The organism is Rivularia sp. PCC 7116 (genome assembly GCF_000316665.1).
Taxonomy (GTDB): Bacteria; Cyanobacteriota; Cyanobacteriia; order Cyanobacteriales; family Nostocaceae; genus Rivularia.
This window is the reverse complement of the sequence record NC_019678.1, coordinates 813,624-834,305: the sequence shown is the minus strand read 5'-3', so window position 1 is coordinate 834,305 and position 20,682 is coordinate 813,624. Positions and strand designations below refer to the sequence as shown.

15 protein-coding genes and 1 tRNA gene are annotated in these 20,682 nt (G+C 38.0%); 8 read left to right on the top strand and 8 right to left on the bottom strand.

Features of this window, described 5'->3' with window-relative positions; all coding sequences use genetic code 11:
- The first annotated feature begins 188 nt into the window (after positions 1-188).
- A complete protein-coding gene (locus tag RIV7116_RS03170; protein ID WP_015116823.1) occupies positions 189-1,916 on the top strand; it encodes a hypothetical protein in 1,728 nt (575 codons plus the stop codon).
- Positions 1,917-2,043: 127 nt separating this feature from the next.
- On the opposite strand, the gene nadA is transcribed toward RIV7116_RS03170, so the two are convergent.
- Positions 2,044-3,018, bottom strand: a complete 975-nt coding sequence (gene nadA, locus RIV7116_RS03165) for a quinolinate synthase NadA (RefSeq protein ID WP_015116822.1) — start codon at positions 3,016-3,018, stop codon at positions 2,044-2,046.
- 331 nt (positions 3,019-3,349) lie between these two features.
- Here nadA and RIV7116_RS03160 point away from each other — a divergent pair, with 331 nt between their 5' ends.
- From RIV7116_RS03160 to RIV7116_RS03150, 3 genes are all read left to right on the top strand, one after another.
- On the top strand, positions 3,350-4,279 hold the full coding sequence (locus tag RIV7116_RS03160; protein ID WP_015116821.1) for a TIGR04168 family protein: 930 nt from the start codon (positions 3,350-3,352) through the stop codon (positions 4,277-4,279).
- 75 nt (positions 4,280-4,354) lie between these two features.
- Positions 4,355-4,439: transfer RNA gene (locus RIV7116_RS03155), tRNA-Ser, on the top strand.
- A gap of 660 nt (positions 4,440-5,099) precedes the next feature.
- Positions 5,100-7,277 (top strand): DEAD/DEAH box helicase, encoded by a 2,178-nt coding sequence (locus tag RIV7116_RS03150; protein ID WP_015116820.1) that lies wholly within the window; start codon positions 5,100-5,102, stop codon positions 7,275-7,277.
- Positions 7,278-8,043: 766 nt separating this feature from the next.
- Here RIV7116_RS03150 and RIV7116_RS03145 read toward each other — a convergent pair.
- Positions 8,044-8,256, bottom strand: a complete 213-nt coding sequence (locus RIV7116_RS03145) for a helix-turn-helix domain-containing protein (RefSeq protein WP_015116819.1) — start codon at positions 8,254-8,256, stop codon at positions 8,044-8,046.
- Between the two features lie 202 nt (positions 8,257-8,458).
- Here RIV7116_RS03145 and RIV7116_RS03140 point away from each other — a divergent pair, with 202 nt between their 5' ends.
- A complete protein-coding gene (locus tag RIV7116_RS03140) occupies positions 8,459-8,953 on the top strand; it encodes a hypothetical protein (RefSeq protein ID WP_015116818.1) in 495 nt (164 codons plus the stop codon).
- A gap of 78 nt (positions 8,954-9,031) precedes the next feature.
- Here the strand turns inward: RIV7116_RS03140 and RIV7116_RS03135 are convergent, their stop codons facing one another.
- Both RIV7116_RS03135 and RIV7116_RS03130 read right to left on the bottom strand, forming a co-directional pair.
- Positions 9,032-9,946, bottom strand: a complete 915-nt coding sequence (locus RIV7116_RS03135) for a S1 RNA-binding domain-containing protein (protein WP_015116817.1) — start codon at positions 9,944-9,946, stop codon at positions 9,032-9,034.
- A gap of 272 nt (positions 9,947-10,218) precedes the next feature.
- Entirely contained in the window at positions 10,219-10,959 is a 741-nt protein-coding gene (locus RIV7116_RS03130; protein WP_015116816.1) for a dienelactone hydrolase family protein, read from the bottom strand.
- Positions 10,960-11,176: 217 nt separating this feature from the next.
- Here RIV7116_RS03130 and RIV7116_RS03125 point away from each other — a divergent pair, with 217 nt between their 5' ends.
- Entirely contained in the window at positions 11,177-12,163 is a 987-nt protein-coding gene (locus RIV7116_RS03125; RefSeq protein ID WP_015116815.1) for a GntR family transcriptional regulator, read from the top strand.
- Positions 12,164-12,247: 84 nt separating this feature from the next.
- Here the strand turns inward: RIV7116_RS03125 and RIV7116_RS03120 are convergent, their stop codons facing one another.
- From RIV7116_RS03120 to tig, 4 genes are all read right to left on the bottom strand, one after another.
- Positions 12,248-13,141 (bottom strand): alpha/beta fold hydrolase, encoded by an 894-nt coding sequence (locus RIV7116_RS03120; RefSeq protein WP_015116814.1) that lies wholly within the window; start codon positions 13,139-13,141, stop codon positions 12,248-12,250.
- Between the two features lie 83 nt (positions 13,142-13,224).
- Positions 13,225-14,583 carry an ATP-dependent protease ATP-binding subunit ClpX gene (gene clpX / locus RIV7116_RS03115; RefSeq protein WP_015116813.1) on the bottom strand — a complete coding sequence of 453 codons (1,359 nt, stop codon included), beginning with the start codon at positions 14,581-14,583 and terminating at the stop codon, positions 13,225-13,227.
- 9 nt (positions 14,584-14,592) lie between these two features.
- Entirely contained in the window at positions 14,593-15,297 is a 705-nt protein-coding gene (gene clpP / locus RIV7116_RS03110; protein ID WP_015116812.1) for an ATP-dependent Clp endopeptidase proteolytic subunit ClpP, read from the bottom strand.
- A gap of 446 nt (positions 15,298-15,743) precedes the next feature.
- Positions 15,744-17,189, bottom strand: coding sequence for a trigger factor (tig, locus tag RIV7116_RS03105; protein ID WP_015116811.1), 1,446 nt, complete (start codon positions 17,187-17,189; stop codon positions 15,744-15,746).
- Positions 17,190-18,260: 1,071 nt separating this feature from the next.
- On the opposite strand from tig, the gene RIV7116_RS03100 reads away from it, so the two are divergent.
- Positions 18,261-19,295 carry an aspartate-semialdehyde dehydrogenase gene (locus tag RIV7116_RS03100; RefSeq protein WP_015116810.1) on the top strand — a complete coding sequence of 345 codons (1,035 nt, stop codon included), beginning with the start codon at positions 18,261-18,263 and terminating at the stop codon, positions 19,293-19,295.
- Positions 19,296-19,523: 228 nt separating this feature from the next.
- On the top strand, positions 19,524-20,414 hold the full coding sequence (gene dapA / locus RIV7116_RS03095) for a 4-hydroxy-tetrahydrodipicolinate synthase (RefSeq protein WP_044291445.1): 891 nt from the start codon (positions 19,524-19,526) through the stop codon (positions 20,412-20,414).
- Positions 20,415-20,682: the final 268 nt, after the last annotated feature.

Genomic DNA, 20,682 nt, shown 5'->3' with positions numbered 1-20,682 from the left:
TATCTGTTAAGACTAAAAGCTTTAATACATCATCTAACGCACCATAACACTGGAACAACAAAAGTACGAATTCAAAATAATTTATATATTGTAAAGCTCTTATTTTGTAATATTGTGACAATCTTCCACTGTATTGGCTTGTTGTTTACGCTAATATACATAAAATTTTGTATATTAGACGACTTGTTATGTATGAAGCTTTTATTGATTTAGACGAATTAGTAGTACGTTGTAGAGATAAGCAAGCTAAACAATTTATTAAAGAAGCAGTTGCTTGTTATAAAGCTGGAGCATATCGTTCTTGTATTGTCGCAACTTGGAATGCGGTTGTATTCGATTTTCTCCATAAACTAAGGGAATTACAGCTTTTAGGAGATAAAGAAGCTTCACAACTATTAGAAAAATTTGAGAAGCTGAGTTCAGAAAAAAAAGTAAAAGAGCTTTGGCAGTTTGAGTCAGATATACCAAAAACAGCACTCAAGCCATTTGAATTAATTTCAAATGTTGAGATGTCAGATATTGAAAGATTATTTGAAGATAGAAGCCGATGCGCTCATCCTTCAATGACATCTTTAGAAGAACCATTTGAAGCTACAGCAGAATTAGCACGATATCACTTAAGAAGTGCTGTTACTCATCTTTTAGAAAGACCACCAGTTCAAGGTCGTGCTGCTCGTGAAAGAATTTTCAAAGATATTAAATCTGAATATTTTCCAACAGATTCACAACTAGCGATAACATATTTTCAAAAAAGTCCGTTAGCTCGCGCTCGCTTAACTTTAATTAAAGATATTGTTCTTGGATTAACAGTCAGTTTATTGACTGAAAATCTTCCTGATGATGAAAGAGCGCGTCAATTCTCTGCAATTGATGCAATATCAAGTATGTATCCCGAGAAAATAAGAGAAATATTAAATGATAAATTATCTGATATTATTCTCAATAAAGTTAATGATGAAAATTGGGATAAAGTAATTATTTATCTTGGAAAAATTAATATTTGGGACTATCTTACCGAACCATGTCAAATAAAAGGAGTCGCTTTTATTGAAAAACTGAAACTCGTTAAACGAAAATGGTATGCTGAATCAGCATCTCGTGAGAATTTAGAAATATTATTAATTGCTAATCGTATATTCTTCTTAAAAGATGCTGTAAAAACTAAGCTTCAACTTCCTTTAAAGGAACTAATTATAATTAAACCCTATTGTCAAGACAAACCACAATATCACTTAATAAATGAACAAATAAAACCTCTATTAGAAAAAGCTATTCCACAAGCTAATTTCGATGAGTTAATTTCAATGATGACAGAGAGTAGTTGTTCATTAAATGAGAAAATTCAGCCTTACTTAATTGATAAAATCAAAGGATTATCTTTAGAAGAACTACTTGACACTTGTCAATATTATAAACGTTTCTCATCTAAGAAAAAGCTGAAAATATTAACTGATATACTAGAGACCCCAGTTACTAAATTATTTGAACAAGCAAAAGTTGATGATTTAATCGAAATTATTGCTAAGTATTACAATGATAAGCTCTTTGAAGAGTTATTTAAGTCGTTCTTGAAAGACAATATTCCAAAGATAATACATCGTTTTAAATTGTCTTCTTCTTATCCCAATGCAGCCTCAAATGCGAATTTGTTGAATGAAGCAGCAGATTTTATTAGTCTTCCACAATGGAAAGAAATTCTAAAAGCATTCTTTGAAAGTAATGAGATATATTGCTCACATGGTTGTACTAGCGCTTTTGAATCTTTATTTAAGAAATCTATAGAGCTTGATGTTTCTGTAAAACCTTATTGGTTATCTTTTAGGGAAAAACTTAATTCTCTTAACGATCTTGGAACCAACGAAAGATATATCAATAGTTTAAAGAATGTAATTGATTCTCAACTTGAGCTTGAGTAATTTTTGTTATCTTATTCGTATATTATTTTCTACTTGGCGATAAGCCGCAGGCTGACGCTTCGCGTATCGCACTTCACCAAAACATATAGAGACGCAGTTTCATCACCACGTCTCTACCAATCTCTACCTAAACACTCATCTCCAACATCCGCTGCATCGGACGCAAAGCTTTAACCCTCGTCTCCTCACTCATAGTAATTTCCGGAGTCCGATTTTTCATTGCGAAATAAAGCTTTTCTAAGGTATTCAACCGCATAAACGGACATTCATTACAATTACAGTTATTCGTCGGTGGTGCGGGAATAAACTTTTTATTAGGTGCTTGCTTTTGCATTTGATGAATAATTCCGGGTTCGGTAGCGACGATAAATTCATCACTTCCATTCTGCTGACAATATTTTAATAAAGCTGCTGTAGAACCAATAAAATCAGCGTGTTGTAATACAGTTGTCTCGCACTCGGGATGAGCAATTACCTCAGCCTCTGGATGTGCAATTTTCAACTGTACAATCTTCTTCTCAGAAAAAGTTTCATGAACGATACAGCTACCTTGCCACAACAATAAATCTCGTCCAGTTTGCTCCATCACGTACCGCCCTAAATTCCGATCTGGAGCGAAGATAATCGGCTGTTCTTTCGGTATTTGCTGGACAATTTTAACTGCATTTGAACTGGTGCAGATAATATCGCTCATTGCTTTAATTTCCGCAGTGCAATTGATGTAAGAAATCACCAAATGGTCTGGATGAGCGGCTTTGAATGCTGCAAATTCCTTCGGTGGACAACTATCTGCTAAAGAACAACCAGCGTCTAAATCTGGCAATAATACTAACTTATCTGGATTAAGAATCTTTGCCGTTTCTGCCATAAAGTGAACTCCAGCAAAGACAATAACATCTGCATTTGTATCTGCTGCAGCTCTGGAAAGTTGCAGCGAATCACCGATAAAGTCTGCAATATCTTGAATATCCGGTTCTTGGTAGTAATGCGCCAAAACAACAGCATTGAGTTCTTTTTTTAAATTCTCAATCGCTGCAAACAAATCTAGCGGTAATGCACCCAGTTGGGTTGTTTCAGGTCTTCGCAGTGCGGTAGTAAACACAGTAGGATCTAGTTTAATGTTCTTTTTTTTAATTCAAAATCTTGCATTGCCGCACAAAAGCTTACCTTGCCCTCTTTTTAAAACAAGAGACTGTTGATTTTAAACTATCCCTAAGTTTCAAAAGTATAGACTTGCTTATATCCAAATAATCCAAAATCCTTTAAAGGGTCTGGCAAGCAAATAATACGTATATGCAAGATACAATTCTTAACCTTGAAATAATTATAGTACTTTTTACCAAAATTACTAGGGGGATAATACGACTTCAACAAAATTGTGCCAAAATCGGTTTGAGTTTCCTATCCTGGAAACATATGGAAAGGAAAGTGGCATGACAAGCAGTCAGATAACAAACTCGAAAATCGTAAAAATCGCTGTAGTAGGAGACGTTCACGACCAGTGGGAAAAGGAAGACGGTATCGCGCTTAAGCATCTGGGTGTCGATCTAGTTTTGTTCGTTGGAGATTTTGGAAATGAATCGGTAGAAGTGGTGAGAAAAATAGCTTCTCTCGATATCCCCAAAGCGGTGGTAATGGGTAATCACGATGCATGGTACACAGCCACCGAATGGGGACGTAAAAAGTGTCCTTACGACCGCACTAAGGAAGATTGGGTGCAGCAACAACTCGATTTTCTGGGCGATACCCATGTTGGTTTTGGTAAGTTAGATTTTCCCGATTTAAACTTAACCGTGGTGGGAAGTCGTCCTTTTACCTGGGGTGGCCCGAAATGGAAATTTGCCGATTTATGTAAAGAAAGATTTGGCGTTACAACTCTTGAAGAATCGACTACCAGAATTATGGAAGCAGTAAACAGCGCTGCTCATGAAACGATTATTTTTCTCGGTCACAATGGTCCTTCCGGATTAGGAGACAAACCTGAAGACCCCTGTGGGAAAGATTGGCATCCCATCGGCGGAGATTACGGCGATCCAGACTTTGCGGAAGCGATTTCTCAAGCTATTACCACTAATAAAAATATTCCTTTGGTCACATTTGGTCATATGCACCATAGCTTGCGACATACAAAAGTATTGCGAAAGCGTATTTTTAGGAGTCCAGAAGGAATTATTTATTTAAATGCAGCCAGCGTACCGCGAATTATCGAAAAACCTCAAGACAAGCTGCGTAATTTTTCAATAGTCGAACTTGAAGACGGAAAAGTTACAAAAGCTTCGCTCGTATGGATTGGTAACGACTTTACTATTAAATCTGAAGAAATTCTTTATCAAAAATCCACTTCGATGGTGCAACCAGCTTAGAAGTATTGTATAATCTTTAATTGGTCAGCCATTATCTAAAGCTTCATGCTTAAGATTAATTGCTGACAGCTACCTGGAGAGGTGGCAGAGTGGTCGAATGCGCTCGACTTGAAATCGAGTGTACCGAAAGGTACCGTGGGTTCGAATCCCACCCTCTCCGTTTTAATCCGTTTGTAAAGGTATTTCTACTGTTTGCTCAATCAATGGGCGATAAGCAGTGTTATCTAAATGTTTTTATAACAATCCCTATAAGTTTTCTAGTCAAATGTCTTTCAACTAACTTGGCTTCTTTCAATAATATCCATAAATTATCGGTCGCCCGATTATTAAATGCATAAGCTCCATTTGCTTTTAATAATTCTAATCCATATTTTTTTTAGTCTGGGCATAGATATTTCTTCAATTTTTGCTCTTCTTTTTGACTAAGCTTACGACTGCTCGCTCCATTTTTCTAAATTATCAGCTACGATGTCAGCGAGTTCTTACAATGTTTGCGCTTTTCATAAGTTTGAAGTGCCATCTTTAGAATCAATATAAAATTCTTATTATCAATAAAGCAATATTTATCACAAAGAAGATAAGAATAACTCCGCATCATTTCTGAGATAGTAAACAGCGTAATATCACCCCTTATCCGTGTATATCCACTGGCAGCAAATACTGAAGCGATGCTAATTTAGCAACACGAATGAAACTTTTGTTACTACTTTAAAGGGCGCATTAACAGTTTAGTTTATTTAGCCCCATCCACAATCGGATGAGGGTAATTTCGCGTAACAAAGATTCATTACTTTTAACAAATTTAAAGCGAAAATATAAAATGACTTTTGAAGAAAATACTAATAAATTTATCACTACAGAACCTGTAAAATCCGGAACGGAATCAAGCGAACAACAAGTATGGGATGCCGTTAAAAATGCTTTTGCAGATAGAAACTGTATCGGTTATTGGCGGTATCCTATTTTCTCGAAGGTTGGCGAAATTCGTAAGGAACCGGATATCCTTATTGCCGATCGCGAATTTGGTTTAACAGTTATTGAAGTTCTACCAGTTACCATTGACCAAATAGCTGAAATCACCGATCAAAATTGGCTTTTACAAGACTTCCGAACTGCACAAGCATCTCCATCTCAATTAGCAGAACATCAACTACGCGCTTTAATTGCATATACCGACCGAGAACCGGCAATCTGGCGTAAAGTCAACGGTAGAATTATTATTGCACTACCTTTAATTACTCAAGAACAATGGCAGCAAAAAGGATTTGACCAATTACCCAATTGCCCTACAATAATTTTTCAAGACCAATTAACTAAAGCTATTTTACTCGAACGTATTCAACAAACTTCTCCTTTAGTTCCTGGAGAAAATTTGCAGGATAAAGACTGGGAATTACTACTTTCAGTAATTGGCGGAACTCCTATATTTCGCAAACCTCAGCGCGATATTGCTGTTAGTGGTAAAACCCGCGCTAGTGTAATGGATGCTTTACGTCAAAGGCTTTACGAAATCGATTTACAGCAAGAACATATCGGTAAAGAAATACCCCCAGGTCCCCAACGTATTCGCGGGATTGCGGGTTCCGGGAAAACCGTTTTGCTGTGTCAAAAGGCAGCGCATATGCATTTGAAGCACCCCGATTGGGATATCGCTTTGGTGTTTTTCACTCGCTCTTTATATGACCTAATGATTGGCTTATTAGACCAGTGGATGCGTCGTTTTAGCGGTGGAGATTTGCACTATGACCCTAAAACAAATTTAAAATTGCGCGTGCTTCATGCTTGGGGTGCGAAAGAGCAACCCGGTTTATATGGGACAATATGTGAATATAACGGAAAAAGACGCGGAACGGTTGTAGACACCAACCAAAGACAACCAAATCGCGGTTTAGCTGAGTTATGCAAGCGTTTACAAGAAGAAATAACTGTTGAACCGATGTTTGACGCTATCTTGATTGATGAAGGTCAAGATTTGGTTGCTGATGAGAATTTGAAATATCAAGACAAACAAGCAATCTACTGGTTAGCTTATCAAGCTTTAAGACCTGCAAGCGAGGAAACACCAGAAGAAAAGCGCTTAATCTGGGCTTACGATGAAGCACAAAGTCTTGATAGTCTAGTCGTACCAAAAGCGAAAGAAGTATTTGGTCAAGAATTAAGCAATCTTCTTAATAAACAGCCACAATATCCTGGTGGTATCAAACGTTCGGAAGTTATGCGTCACTGTTACCGCACTCCCGGACCAATTTTGACCGCAGCCCACGCAATTGGTATGGGTTTGCTGCGTAGTGAGGGAATGCTTTCGGGTATTACTAATAAAAAAGATTGGGACAGAATCGGTTACGAAGTCCAAGGTGATTTTCGCAAAGTCGGTAAGCCAATTACTATAGTGCGATCGCCACAATTTTCTCCCAACCCAATTCCCGAACTTTGGGGAGAACCCTTACTAGAATTTAAAACCTACAATTCCCGGGAACAAGAATTAACAGCTTTATCTGAGAACATCATGCACAATATTGTCAATGATGGTCTTAATCCCAGTCGCGATATTTTAGTAGTTGTTTTAGGCTCTAATTCCGAAGCGATAGAACTAGAACGAGAAGTTGCCGATTTCTTAATTGATCAAAATATTGACGTTTATATTCCCACTGCTAAAATATTAAACGATTTGTATCCAGAATATCCTAATAATGACCCAGATCAATTCTGGCATGAGGACGGCGTTACAGTGTCTCGCATCAACCGCGCTAAGGGACACGAAGCCGATATGGTTTATGTAGTTGGCTTTGATAAAGTTGCTCGTAACGAGAATGATATGAATCATCGTAACCAATTGTTTGTAGCCTTAACTAGGGCAAGGGGCTGGGCAAGTCTTAGTGGTGTAGGCAATTATCCGATGTATGACGAAATGCGGCGAGTAATTACTAGTGGTGATACCTTTACATTTACTTACAAACGTCCACCGAAGCGCGATATTGGAGATGGGGAGGATGTTTAGAAATTTCTGAGTTACACTAAGAAAAATGCTAAGGGGGCGGGCTTAAACCGCCCTCTTTAGCAGAGGAACGCTAATGTGTAAAGTACCATGATATTTCAGGTGAGTGCGTCCGCATTATTCCTGAAATATCTGACCACTACTTTTTTCCCATCCGTGGTTATACAGTCAGAAGATATATTTGTTAGTAATTAGTAATTAGTTGTTAATTGCTTGAGATTTCTTCTACATATAGCTTTTAGGTAAATAAATTGCCTAATTTGCTGGAAATCTAAACAGCATTTTATATTTTTTTATACTCGTATACTTTTTTATTGTTCGCAATTAAAGCAGATTATCTGGCTTATATTTATTTCTGTTAAAAAATCTTTACAGTAGTTTACTTAATCAATTTACGAGAAAATTTTGATGTAGAGTGATGAATAATAAATTAATCTCAAGCTGTTAACGAAACGGATGTTAGTTCGAGATTGTTTTATGATTTGTGGGATTAGTTTTTCGTTTTAATTACTCTTCAACCACTTCGACTAATTCTTCTATCGTTACGTCGATTCACGAGCTAGTTTTTGGATAGCAGTAAAGTCAACAGTTCTTAATCCAGGAAAGCGAGCATAAGTTCTTAGAGTACTTTAAACTACGTCCCCATCGGTCTGAGACTTCTTTAAGTGTCGAGCCTTTCTCACTTGCAAAATCCCGAACTTTTAGCCTAATAATTCCCATACTTCTTTAATCAAACAATCTACATTCGTTTGATTAATCTATTATTTCATTATTCTTCAACTACTTCTACTAAATCTTCAATCATTACATCAAATACGCGAGCTAGCTTTTGAATCGCAGTAAAATCAACGCTGCCCATTCCTGGAGAGCGAGCATAAGCTCTAACTGTACTGTAAACAAGCCCAGAACGGTCGGAAACGTCTTTCAATGTCCAACCCTTCTCATTGGCAAATTCTTTAATTCTTAATCTAACAAGCCCCATTATATGCTTGACAAGTGATACCTTGTTGTCATTTAATAATTGTAGTTCAAAAAACGATTGCTCTTCAGCGTGGAAAACTTGAGAGCAACCGCACTTAGTCTCAGAATTCCGTAATTCTTAATGTATCTGGTAACAGAATGCATCTAATTTCTACGGAATGCATCTACTAATTAAATGCATCTACTAATTAAATGCATCTACTATGGTATCACTACTCAAGCCAAGAAAACTCGTCATCAGGGAATCAAAAATTTCTTATAAATCTTCAGAAATCCATCCCTTAGGGCGATTCGTTACCGAAGAAGCAGTTTGTTTGAAATTTAAAATCAAATTTGAAGATATTTATGTAGTTGAATGCTGGCGTTACGTTGTTTACGTCCACGGCAAGGGTTTGAGCAAATTTGTCAGCTACGCGGATTTTCCACCGATTATAGGGGTTGCGCCACCTACCGCTTCAGAAATAGCGAAATGGCGCAGACGCTGGTTAAAGCAACATCATTTTATTAATAGGAAGCAAGCACCTAGATGGTGGGCGCGTTTCTTTGCAATCCAATTTGACAAAAGTATCGAGGAGAAATTTCTGCATGAATGGGGCAAATTAATTGGGCTAATAAAATTTGCCTTTCATGAAGAAATATTACAGCAACTCCGAAATTGCTATCGCCATAATAAAGAATTATTGGAAGTTCCAAGTTAGGAGTTAGGAGTTATAAGTTAAGAATTGATAGCTGAAGATTTTATCAACTATCAACTATCAACTAACAACTAACAATCATCAAGCGTTAGCTGATTCCAAAAGTTTCTTCCTAGCTCTTTCGGCGCGTGCTTCGGCAGAAGCCATTACTTCTTCCATACTTTCAAGCATTTCACCGGGGAAGTTTTCTAATACTCTGGTAGAAAGTGCAACTCTACCTTTTCCTTCATCCATATCAATGATAAGAGCTTTAATTTCTTGTGAGGGTTGAAATACTTTTTCTAGACTTTCAATAAATTTTTGGCTTATTTGCTTGATGTGAAGTAACGCGCTAACGCCGTTTATATCAACAAAAACTCCAAATGGCTTGATACCTGTGATTTTTCCTTCTACTAACTGACCGATTTCTAATAAACTGAAGCTCGCAGAACTTTTTGCCAAGCGTTGAGAAAGCACTAGTTTATTAGTGTCTCGATTCACCTCTAGAAAGCTAACGGTGAGTTTTTGACCTTTAAGTGCTTCCAAATTATTGCGCTCAAGCAAGTGAGAGCGAGGAATAAAACCACGCAAACCAAGAAGATCGACTGTGACACCACCTTTATTGGCGTTCATTACCTGCACATCTACACTCTTGGTAGTTTCTTGCATTTCTAGCAATTTTTCCCAAATCTGCCTCATTTCTAATTGACGACGAGAAATGGTTACTTGCCCTTCCGCATTTTGCTCTTGGACAATTAAAAATTCTAGTTCCTCATGAAGTGGTAGAACTTCTGATAAATCTATTACCTCTCTCAAAGCGGCTTCATGACGGGGAATGAAGGCTGAGGATTTGCCTCCAATATCGACATAAGCCCCATCCGGATCGATTTGAAACACTTTGCCTTTCACTACCTGTCCTTTTTGGAACTGGTAGTCATGTTTTTCTAAAGCTGCCGCAAAATCGTCCATCGTAAAAGACGTATTGGCTTTTTGAGAGATGTTTGCTTCGTTCTCCATAAGAAATTGAAGATGAATTAAGATTTAGAATGCTCTTTATAAGAGCAAATTATGATTGATCGGTCATTAATTAGTAAGCAAATAAAATAATTCAGCTTTTTAAACGCTTTTTTAGAAAGTTTTGAAACCATAAAAAAGAAAGCAAATCATAAAAAGTTGATTCTTCGATTAATAATTAATGACAACTCTTACACCATATCCTACAAATCCGGTCAAGGGTTCCCACAGAAACTTTTTAAAAGAAAAAATTTCTATGGGAAGCCTCAACATGGTTAAAGCTGTCCAAATAATTCTTTAACCTTCTCCCAAGCATCTTCAGCAGCTTGAGCATTGTAGCTGGCGCGGCGATCGCAAAAAAAACCGTGTTGAGCATTCTTGTAACGAAATATATCGCTTTGTACTTTGTATTTTTCTAATTCTGCTGCAATCATGTCTACTTGTTCTGGGGGGATGCTGGCATCTTCCATACCAAAAAAGGCATAAAGCCTACCTGTAATCTGTGAAGTAATATTTATAGTAGGTCTCTCACCACCAGGAGTACTCGTAGTTATACGGGCACCGTAAAATGAAGCGGTAGCTTTTATATCGGTTAAGCTAGCGGCAAGATATGCAACATGACCGCCGAAGCAAAAACCAATGCAGCCAAATGCATCTTTTTTGACTTCAGGTAAAGTTTTGAGATAATTTATCGTCGATTGGATATCGCTTAGTAGCTCTGATGCTTTGGTTTGTCCCCAAGCGTAATTTCGACCTACTTCTATATCTTCAGGGGTATAACCGCTGGTAAAACCTGGTGCTTGACGTTGAAATAACGCAGGTGCAATTGCAATATATCCTTCCTTGGCAATACGTTCGGTAACTTCTTGAATGTGGGAATTAACACCGAATATCTCCTGCAATACAACGATTCCCGGATAGGTGCCTTGCTGTTGAGGTTTTGCTAGATGAGCATCTACCCGCACTGAATCCGATGCAATTTGTATTGTTTTGGTGTCTATTGCACGCTCTGTCATAATAGTTTTTACGAGTGTGGTGTGATTATTAGATATAGTGGAGTCCAGTCACAAAAGCTTAAGTTTCATTTCTCTTATCAATTAGTAATAATCTTTGCCAGTGAAAAATTTCCCCTTATGAATTTCGATGTATAAATAAATTATTCAGCCCGAAAGCAAATAACGCCTATTTTTACAGGTTATCAATTAAGCTACTAGCACCCCTATAACGAAGGTGATGATTCAATTCCGCATTCAGCCAGATAGTGAAATTCCCGCATCGACTCAGTTATTTAACCAAATTCGATTCGCGATCGCATCGCGGCAATATCCACCAGCCTATAAGTTGCCTTCAACGCGAGCTTTGGCGATGCAAACTGGCTTACATCGCAACACTATTAGTAAAGTTTACCGTCAATTAGAAGAGGACGGGCTTGTCGAAAGTCTGGCTGGCTCGGGAATTTACGTCCGCGCTCAAGGACACGAGGGCGGTAGCAAATTACAATCGCCAATTCTCAAACAACATCCTCAAGCATACAAAATTGTTCAGAAGGCTTTAGATGAACTACTTTCTCAAGGTTGTTCATTAAATCAAGCCCGCGAGATATTTTTGGCTGAAATAGATTGGCGGTTACGTTGTAGTGCAAGGGTATTAGTAGCAGTACCAACTCAAGATATTGGCGCTGGCGAATTAATAGTACAGGAATTAGAGCAGGCACTACAAATACCAGTACAATTAGTTGCTACCGAAGAATTATCAGCTGTATTAGATAAAACAACCTCAGCAACAGTTGTGACAAGCCGATATTTCATCGGAGAAGTAGAAGCAATTGCAGCACCTAGAGCAGTACGTGTAATCCCTCTTGATATCCATGATTACGCAAAAGAATTCAATATTGTTAAAAATTTATCAAAAGATAGTTGTATTGGGATTGTTAGCCTTAGTTCCGGAATTCTCCGAGCTACAGAAGTAATTCTTCATGGTTTACGAGGGGACGAAATATTGGTAATGACTTCCCAACCAAAAGATAGCTATAAATTAGGCGCGATAGTCAAACGGGCACAAATTATTTTTTGTACTGATGAGACTAGTTATGGTGCCGTACAAGCAGCTATGCAAATGGCTATAGAAGACATTATTCGTCCTCCTAAGATGGTTTACTGTGAAAATTATATTGGCAGTAAATCGATTAATTTACTCAAAAGAGAGTTAGGTTTGGGGTAAAAGAGTATGGGGAAAGAATTAAGAGCTAAAAATTAAGAATTCTTAATTTTAAAGCTCAATGCTAAATTCCCAATACCCAATCTCTTATGCAGACAGCAGCGTAGGTAATTGCAAAAATTCCTTAACTGTTTCTAGGTAAGTTTTTGGGTCTTCAAGCATGGGAAAATGAGCCGTATTAGAAATCATTTTATACTCAACTCTATCGCTCATTGCTGCTGCTTTTCGTCCCATCTCGGCGGGAATAATTTTATCGTATTCCCCAGATACTAACAAAGTTGGAACTTTGAGTTTGGCGAACTCTTGTGGCATTAATTCAGCCTGAGCCTTGCTTACTGAAGTATAAATTGTGTTTAAAGCAGCTTCGTAGTCTGCTATCAAAAAGTCCTCTAAAAAAGCCTGACGCTCGGTTGATTTTATAGATCGATAAAGAAATCGCGCCATAAACATTCTGTCAACCAAAGGAATTTTCGCTAACCATTGAGGACGAAATTTGACAACGTAGCCACCAAATTTGTGAAAAGCCTCAAAAGATTTTTTGTCATACTCGAAAATACCGCTACAAGTCAAGATTGCCTTTTCTATACGTTCTTGATATTGGTTGAGAAATAAAGTCGCAATTGATGCGCCCATTGAGTGAGCATTAATATAAACGCGCTGCAACTGTAATTCATCAAGCAATACTGCCAAATCTTGGGCGTACTCTTCTAACTCATAGGTTAATTTAATTGCTTCTGCCGCTTCTTGTTTAAGAAATTGCGACTCATCAATAATTGCTTTACCGCGAGAGCGTCCAAACCCACGCATATCGTAAAGCAAACAATCAAATTTTTCCGATAAAACCTTTGCAGTAGCCTCCCAATACCTAGCACTACCTGCCCAACCATGAATAAATACCATCACCGGTTTTTCTAAACCATTAGACGTTTGTTTTATCCACTCGTAATAATGCTCTACGCCACGAACTTTAATATAAGTCATCTATCAAAAACTAATTATCAAAAACAAAAAATTAGAAGTTAAGAATAAATTCCTAACTTCTAACTTTTAATTCCTAATTATATTTAAGCTGATTCAGGCTTCGGTAGGGAAGAGGGATGTACCAACAGTTCTGCTGTGGAACGCTTCTCAACCATTTCGCGAGTTACCGTACAAACATTCACATCCTTACGAGAAGGTAATTCGTACATCACATCTAGCATTAGTTCTTCAACAATGCCTCGCAATGCTCTAGCACCAGTTTTACGACGGTAAGCCTCTTGAGCTATTGCTTTGAGAGCTTCTCCATTAAACTCCAACTGGACGCTATCCATGTTTAACAGTTTCTGATACTGCTTGACTAAAGCGCTACGCGGTTTAGTTAATATCGACATTAGAGCTTCTTCATCAAGTGGATCTACCACAGCCACCATTGGAACTCGTCCGATAAATTCGGGTATCATGCCAAACTTAACTAAATCTCCTGGCTCTAAATGGCGTACTGTATCAGCCACTCGCTTTCCTTTAGATTGCCCTTCTCCAGGTTGTAAAAATCCAATTGACTTTTTACCGGTTCTTTGCTCTACTACCTTTTCCAAACCTACGAAAGCACCACCGCACACGAATAGAATATTACTCGTATCAATCTGAATGCAGTCTTGATAGGGGTGCTTGCGCCCTCCTTGAGGAGGAACGTTGGCAACAGTTCCTTCAAGCATTTTCAACAAAGCCTGCTGCACGCCCTCACCAGAGACATCTCGCGTGATCGAGGGGTTCTCGCTCTTACGGGCAATTTTGTCAATCTCGTCGATATAGATAATTCCGCGCTGCGCTTCTTCAACATCTAAATCGGCAACCTGCAACAGTCGCAGCAAAATGTTTTCTACATCTTCTCCTACATAACCCGCTTCTGTAAGGGTAGTAGCATCGGCAACGGCAAAAGGTACATCAAGAATTTTCGCTAAAGTTTGCGCCAGCAGAGTCTTACCGCACCCTGTAGGACCAATCAATAAGATATTCGATTTTTGTAGTTCTACCGAGTCTGAATCATCATCCTCACGATCGCCGTCTCCTTTAGAGCCGTTAACCAGTGACAATCTTTTATAGTGATTGTATACCGCAACTGAAAGCACTTTCTTAGCTTCGTCTTGACCTATAACGTGTTCGTCAAGATATTTTTTAATTTCTCGCGGTTTCGGTATCTGGTTAAACGAGAGACTGGCAGAGCGGGTGCGGCGTTTTTGTGGAGGTTCCGACCGTGGTGCTGGCTGCGAAGCAGTTGCTGCACCATTAGTATCGAGCAGTTCCTCATCTAAAATTTCGTTACACAAGTCAACGCACTCATCGCAGATGTAGACTCCCGGTCCGGCGATTAGTTTGCGTACCTGCTCTTGAGATTTTCCACAAAATGAACATTTTAAATGGGAGTCGTACTTACCTGTCATACCAGCCTCTTATTTCACTCTAGTGACGTTTTCCCCTGCTGCGGGAAGATTTTGCCTGGAGATAACCTGGTCGATTAACCCATAGTTTTTAGCTTCCTCAGCCGACATAAAGAAATCTCTTTCGGTATCAGCTTCTATTTTTTCTAATGGTTGACCAGTATGAGATGCTAAAATCTCATTCAACTTAGATTTATGATAAAGAATTTCTTTAGCTTGAATTTCTATATCCACTGCTTGCCCCTGAGCGCCGCCCAAAGGTTGATGAATCATAATCCGAGAATCCGGAAGAGACATCCGCTTACCGGCAGTTCCTGCTGTTAGTAATAAAGCACCCATGCTAGCAGCTAATCCAAAACATATAGTTACTACGTCTGGACGGATTTGTTGAATTGTATCATAAATTGCCATGCCAGCCGTAACTGAGCCGCCAGGGGAATTTACGTAGATTTGAATGTCTTTTTCTGAGTCGTCCGCATCAAGAAACAGTAGTTGAGCAACAAGCGAATTCGCAACCGCATCATCGATAGGAGTTCCCAAAAAAATTATTCGCTCTCGTAGTAAGCGCGAATAGATGTCAAAAGCCCTTTCCCCCATACCTGATTGTTCTACTACCGTTGGAAGCATAGAGGTAGCGGATGGGCTATCGCTTTGCGAATAAATAGGTAATTGATTCAAACTGCTCAATGGGTAATTTCCCGATTGCGATACAAGCATAAAAGTTATAAATGACCATTAAGACAACAGTAGCTAAAAGACAGCAATTGCTGCTTGTCTATAACAATAACCGAATTTTTATAAGACAGTATGTGTTAACCATTATGCCTTATATAAATCAAGAGCGTGTAGATCGAATCAATAATATTGACGGCTGCAAGGTGTAATTCGCATTAATTTGAAGTTTTGTTAAGATTAATGCATATTTTTTATTTTTATTTGGGCCAGGTAGCACTCAGCGATCGCCATAGAGATAGATTAGTGGTTTACGTATGATGCAACTAACTTCTGAAACCAGCGATTATCAAATTGATAATTAAAAAATCGAGATTTAAGCAGGCTCCAAAACTCTTGCTAAGTAAGGCGAATTTTTAATTCAAGTTAAGCGCTATCTATGTATACTTATCTTCGACCTAAGGCTGATTGCTGAGTGCTATAAACTGCCATTATTCCTGAACTGTAGCCGAGACAGTTTGTTCCTCGTCACTTGAAGAATCATTTTCGTTTTCTTCAACTTCGTTGGGTTCTACAGTTTCTTCTGTGGCATCTTCTGGGGGGGTTAAAGAACCTTCAGGTACAAGTTCAATTGAAGAACGTTCCAAAAGCCAGTCGATTATTTTTTCAGTTAATAATTCGTTTTCGACTGCTTCTTTGACTCTTTGAGGGTCTACATCTTCTCCAGAATATTCTTCGAGTACTTCTTTGAATCTAGCTTCTACTTCTTCGGGGGTAGCTTTGATAGATTCCCGTTCGCCAACTTCACGCAAAGCAAGAGTTTTTTGCAGCCTTTCTAATGCTTCTGGACGGGAACGTTCGCGTAATTGAGGAATAGTATCTTGGTTGAAAAGCTTCTTAATATCTAACCCTTGCTGCGAAAGACGCATGGCAGTTTGGGTAAGCATTGCATCGACTTCCTGCTGAACCATTGTTTCTGGCAAGTCAAATGTTGCGTGCTTAACTAATTCTGTTAGTAGAGCTTCTTGCTTTTTAGCTTTAGCATTATCTTCGCTTTCCTTCTTGAACCGCTCTTCTAAGGAATTGCGTAATTCAGTTAAATTCTCGAATTCGCTGACTTCCTGAGCAAAATCATCATTTAATTCGGGAAGTTCCTTTTCCTTAAGTTCCTTGAGCGTTACCGTGAATCTAGCAGCTTTTCCTGCTAGTTCTTCATTCGCGTAAGGATCTGGAAATTGAGCATCGACTTCTTTGGTTTCTCCAGGATTCATTCCTATGATTCCTGAGATAAATCCGGGAATAAATTTATCTTCTTCTAAGTCAACTTGAAAGTCGGTAGCTTCCGCACCAGGAATTACTTCGAGTTCGGCTTCAGGATCTGCGCCTTCCTCAGGAGCTAAAAATCCTTTAAAGTCAAGAATAGCAGTGTCTCCCAATTGTGCGGGACGACCTTCCACAGGAATCAAAGTCGCCATTTGCTGACGCTCGTTTTCTAAAACTTTATCTACTTGTTCGGTATCGTATTTAACTTCTTCAGCTTTAAATTCCAAACCCGAATACTCACTCAAATCAATTTGAGGTGGTACATCTATGGCGGCGGAAAAAGTCAAAGGTTTTCCAGGCTCGTAACTATCGATTAATTCTTCAAAAGAAGAGCGTAACTCAGGCTGACCGATAGCTTCAATATTCTCTTGCTTTATCGCTTCACCAATACTATCTTGAATCAGTTCTTCGATTGCAGCTGCTTTAATGCGAGTTTTTCCCAAGCGCTGTAGCAATATTTGCCGAGGTACCTTGCCTTTACGGAATCCTGAGATATTGGCTTGTCGAGCGTAATTTTGAATTACCTTTTCATAACTTTGCTTGGTTTTTTCTGGGGCAATTTCTATTTCTAAACCAATTTGACTCGCTGGCAGTTTTTCCTGGGTTACTTTCATAGACTTGCTGATATCTGTTACTTTTTTACTCAAAGTTTGCTAACTTCATACGGAGGGAAGCTGAGATTTTCATCTCTTAACAATTTTCTGTGGGGGATAAGCATTAAGCTTGACCTATGCTCTAAAGCTTTAGGAAAGCTGCTAATGTTGCGGATAAATTTCACCGCCATAATTTTCTTTAGAAGCCCCGTTGGATTTCTTGATGAAAATTAAGCCCCACCACGGGAGGTTAACTTCCTACACAATCTAATTAAACACAAGGTTACTAGAAACTCTGGGATTATGAATACCGAGGCTGAAGAATCACTTCACTCTTTGCCAATGCAAATGAAGTGTTATCAACTTCCGACATTAGCTGGTGGTATCATAGACTTGTTTAATCACTTGAAAAATAGTGTTTGAGTACAAGTCCCCTGAACTATATCTGGGTCTGCGTGCATGTAATTAGAACTCTGCGACCTTAATCTCCTTTTACGCGGCTGCCTATAACTGAGGGGCAAATCATCGTGATATCCTAATTTCCAACAAAACTCTCGTAATTCAAGAATTGTCTTGTCATGAAAATTTAAGGTTTTATGCTTGAGTAGAGTTAAAGCAACATCTCAACCACAATCCGGTGAATTATATCATTGTTATTCTTTTTCGCCTGCTTTTGACTAAGCATCCATCTGAATCATAGTACATAAACACTTCTACTCAACGCTGTCTTAATTATCTCCTCTTACAAGTTAGATGCTGTATAGGAACGTTCTCATAATTTAGGCTCAATTTTTACTCTCAAAAACAAAAGTCGTGTATAATATATACTTTATATATTTATAAAATACTAATAGATAGTTAATTAATAATTGTTGTAAAGTGCATCATAATAAAGGGAGTCTTAAGTAAGAAAATTAATGATAATGGTCTGTCAAAATACTAAAAATAATTATTTATCAAAATAAAAGTAATTTATAAGTAGAATAAAATTGGCTTAAGTGCGACTAACAAAAATATGAAAATTTTTTGCGATAAAGACATCATAAATTTAGAAATAATTACAAATCAAATTATTAGTAGGAGGAAGCTAATTTGTCTCAAACTTATCGTGTAGCAATTTTGGGAGCAACCGGTGCTGTAGGCACGGAACTGCTAGAAATACTAGAACAAAGAAAATTTCCTTTAGCCGAGCTAAAATTACTAGCTTCCGAACGGAGTGCGGGAAAAAAGCTTACTTTTAGAGGAGAAAGTTTATCAGTAGAAGCAGTAAGCGAAACTGCTCTTAAGGATGTAGATGTGTTATTAGCATCTGCTGGTGGTTCGATTTCCAAAGTTTGGGCACCCAAAGCTGTAGAGAAAGGTGCAATAGTAGTTGATAATTCTAGCGCTTTTCGGATGAATGCTGATGTGCCTTTAATAGTGCCAGAAGTAAATCCTGAAGCCGTACAAAATCATAAAGGTATTATTGCAAATCCCAACTGTACCACTATACTAATGTCGGTAGGGATATTTCCTTTGCATAAAGTCAAACGTATCAAGCGTATTGTTGTAGCTACTTACCAGTCAGCGAGCGGTGCCGGGGCTAAAGCAATGGAAGAGTTAAAAAATCAGAGCTTAGATATTCTGGAAGGAAAAGAAGCAGTAGCTGAGGTATTTCCCTATCCAGTGGCGTTTAATTTGTTTCCTCATAATTCTCCATTAAATTCGGCTGGTTATTGTGAAGAAGAAATGAAAATGGTCAACGAAACTCGTAAAATATTCAACGATATGGATATTCGGATTACTGCGAGTTGCGTTAGAGTTCCTGTATTACGCGCTCATTCAGAAGCAATAAATTTAGAGTTTGAAACACCTTTTGAAGTAGAAGAAGCAAGAAAAATTTTGGGCAAATCTGAAGGTGTGAAATTAATCGAAGATTGGCAGGCTAATTATTTCCCCATGCCTTTAGAAGCAACAGGGATAGATGAAGTTTTGGTAGGAAGAATTCGTCAGGATATTTCTCATAGAAACGGCTTGGAACTATGGTTGTGCGGAGATCAAATCCGTAAAGGCGCTGCTTTGAATGCGGTTCAAATTGCTGAATTACTAGTGAAGAAGAACATGCTCCCTACAGTAACAGGAAGATAATATTTTTTGAAATAAAGTATTATAACAATAATTAAAAACCAAAGTATATTTCTGGTTTAAAGTAAAAAAAATATCGTCAATTAAACAATATTAATTTAAGGGTTAAAAAGTAATGAATGGGGTATTATTTATTCTTGACCAAAAAACAGTTTTGCCGATTGTTAAGTTTAAACAGCCACTAAGGGAATTAGAAACCGCCTTGATATGTAATTAGGAGTAAATTTAGTGGTGGTAGATTTTGGAAATGTTCTAACCGCAATGGTTACGCCGTTTAAGGAAGACGGTAGCGTTAATTACGATGTCGCAGAAAAGCTGGCAGTGCATCTAGTTGAGAATGGTACAGATACGTTAGTAATCTGCGGAACAACTGGTGAATCCCCTAGTATGACTTGGGATGAAGAATACCAATTATTCAAATGTATATTGCAAGCCGTATCTGGCAAAGCGAAAGTAATTGCAGGATGTGGTTCTAATTCCACAAAAGAAGCAATGGCAGCTACACAACAAGCAGCTACAATAGGAGTACATGGCTCATTGCAGGTTGTACCTTATTACAATAAACCCCCGCAAGCTGGCATTTATCATCACATGAAGGCAATCGCTGAAGCCGTACCTGAGTTACCATTATTGTTATACAATGTACCCGGTAGGACTGGTCAAAACCTACAGCCCCAAACAGTATCCCGTTTAGCTGAAATAGATAATATTATTGGTATTAAAGAATCAACTGGGAATATAGATCAAGCCAGTGAAATGCGACGCTTGACACCGCAAGAATTTCAGATTTACTCTGGTGATGATTACATGACTTTGCCTTTATTATCTATTGGGGCAAGAGGTATAGTAAGTGTAGCTTCTCATCTAGTTGGTTTGCAGTTACAGCAGATGATTCAAGCTTTTTTCAGCGGTAAAGTTCAAACTGCTCAAAATATTCATCTGAAACTTTTTCCACTGTTCAAAGTTTTATTTGCAACCGCTAATCCTATTCCGGTTAAAGCAGCTTTAAATCTTCAGGGATGGGATGTTGGTTCAACTCGTCTACCTTTATACGAAGCTGAATCTGAATTGACTCAAGAATTGCAAACAGTGCTGAAACAAATGAATTTGAACGAAGTTTAGATGATGTCTTAGTAAATATAGTGTATAATAGAATACATATATAGGCGGTAAGCAAGTCTGTTTTTAAAGATTATAGTGTTGTAATTGACTGATAGATGTATTGCGGTATTTAAAATCCGTTATGAATAACAATTGAAGATTAATTAAATGTTGCTACAAGAGACGTTATTCAGCAAAAAAAACAGCAATAAAAGTTTGTCTATTCAAAAATTCTAATCAAGCTTTTAACTGAAAAGAAAAATCTAACTAACTTATTATCTAAGGAAAA

What these genes read in the sequence shown, in the direction of transcription:
- RIV7116_RS03170 (WP_015116823.1), top strand. Translation starts at nt 189, where the DNA reads ATGTATGAAGCTTTTATTGATTTAGACGAATTAGTAGTACGTTGTAGA.
- RIV7116_RS03160 (WP_015116821.1), top strand. Translation starts at nt 3,350, where the DNA reads ATGACAAGCAGTCAGATAACAAACTCGAAAATCGTAAAAATCGCTGTA.
- RIV7116_RS03150 (WP_015116820.1), top strand. Translation starts at nt 5,100, where the DNA reads ATGACTTTTGAAGAAAATACTAATAAATTTATCACTACAGAACCTGTA.
- RIV7116_RS03145 (WP_015116819.1), bottom strand. Translation starts at nt 8,256, where the DNA reads ATGGGGCTTGTTAGATTAAGAATTAAAGAATTTGCCAATGAGAAGGGT.
- RIV7116_RS03140 (WP_015116818.1), top strand. Translation starts at nt 8,459, where the DNA reads ATGGTATCACTACTCAAGCCAAGAAAACTCGTCATCAGGGAATCAAAA.
- RIV7116_RS03135 (WP_015116817.1), bottom strand. Translation starts at nt 9,946, where the DNA reads ATGGAGAACGAAGCAAACATCTCTCAAAAAGCCAATACGTCTTTTACG.
- RIV7116_RS03130 (WP_015116816.1), bottom strand. Translation starts at nt 10,959, where the DNA reads ATGACAGAGCGTGCAATAGACACCAAAACAATACAAATTGCATCGGAT.
- RIV7116_RS03125 (WP_015116815.1), top strand. Translation starts at nt 11,177, where the DNA reads ATGATTCAATTCCGCATTCAGCCAGATAGTGAAATTCCCGCATCGACT.
- RIV7116_RS03120 (WP_015116814.1), bottom strand. Translation starts at nt 13,141, where the DNA reads ATGACTTATATTAAAGTTCGTGGCGTAGAGCATTATTACGAGTGGATA.
- clpX (WP_015116813.1), bottom strand. Translation starts at nt 14,583, where the DNA reads ATGACAGGTAAGTACGACTCCCATTTAAAATGTTCATTTTGTGGAAAA.
- clpP (WP_015116812.1), bottom strand. Translation starts at nt 15,297, where the DNA reads ATGCTTGTATCGCAATCGGGAAATTACCCATTGAGCAGTTTGAATCAA.
- tig (WP_015116811.1), bottom strand. Translation starts at nt 17,189, where the DNA reads ATGAAAGTAACCCAGGAAAAACTGCCAGCGAGTCAAATTGGTTTAGAA.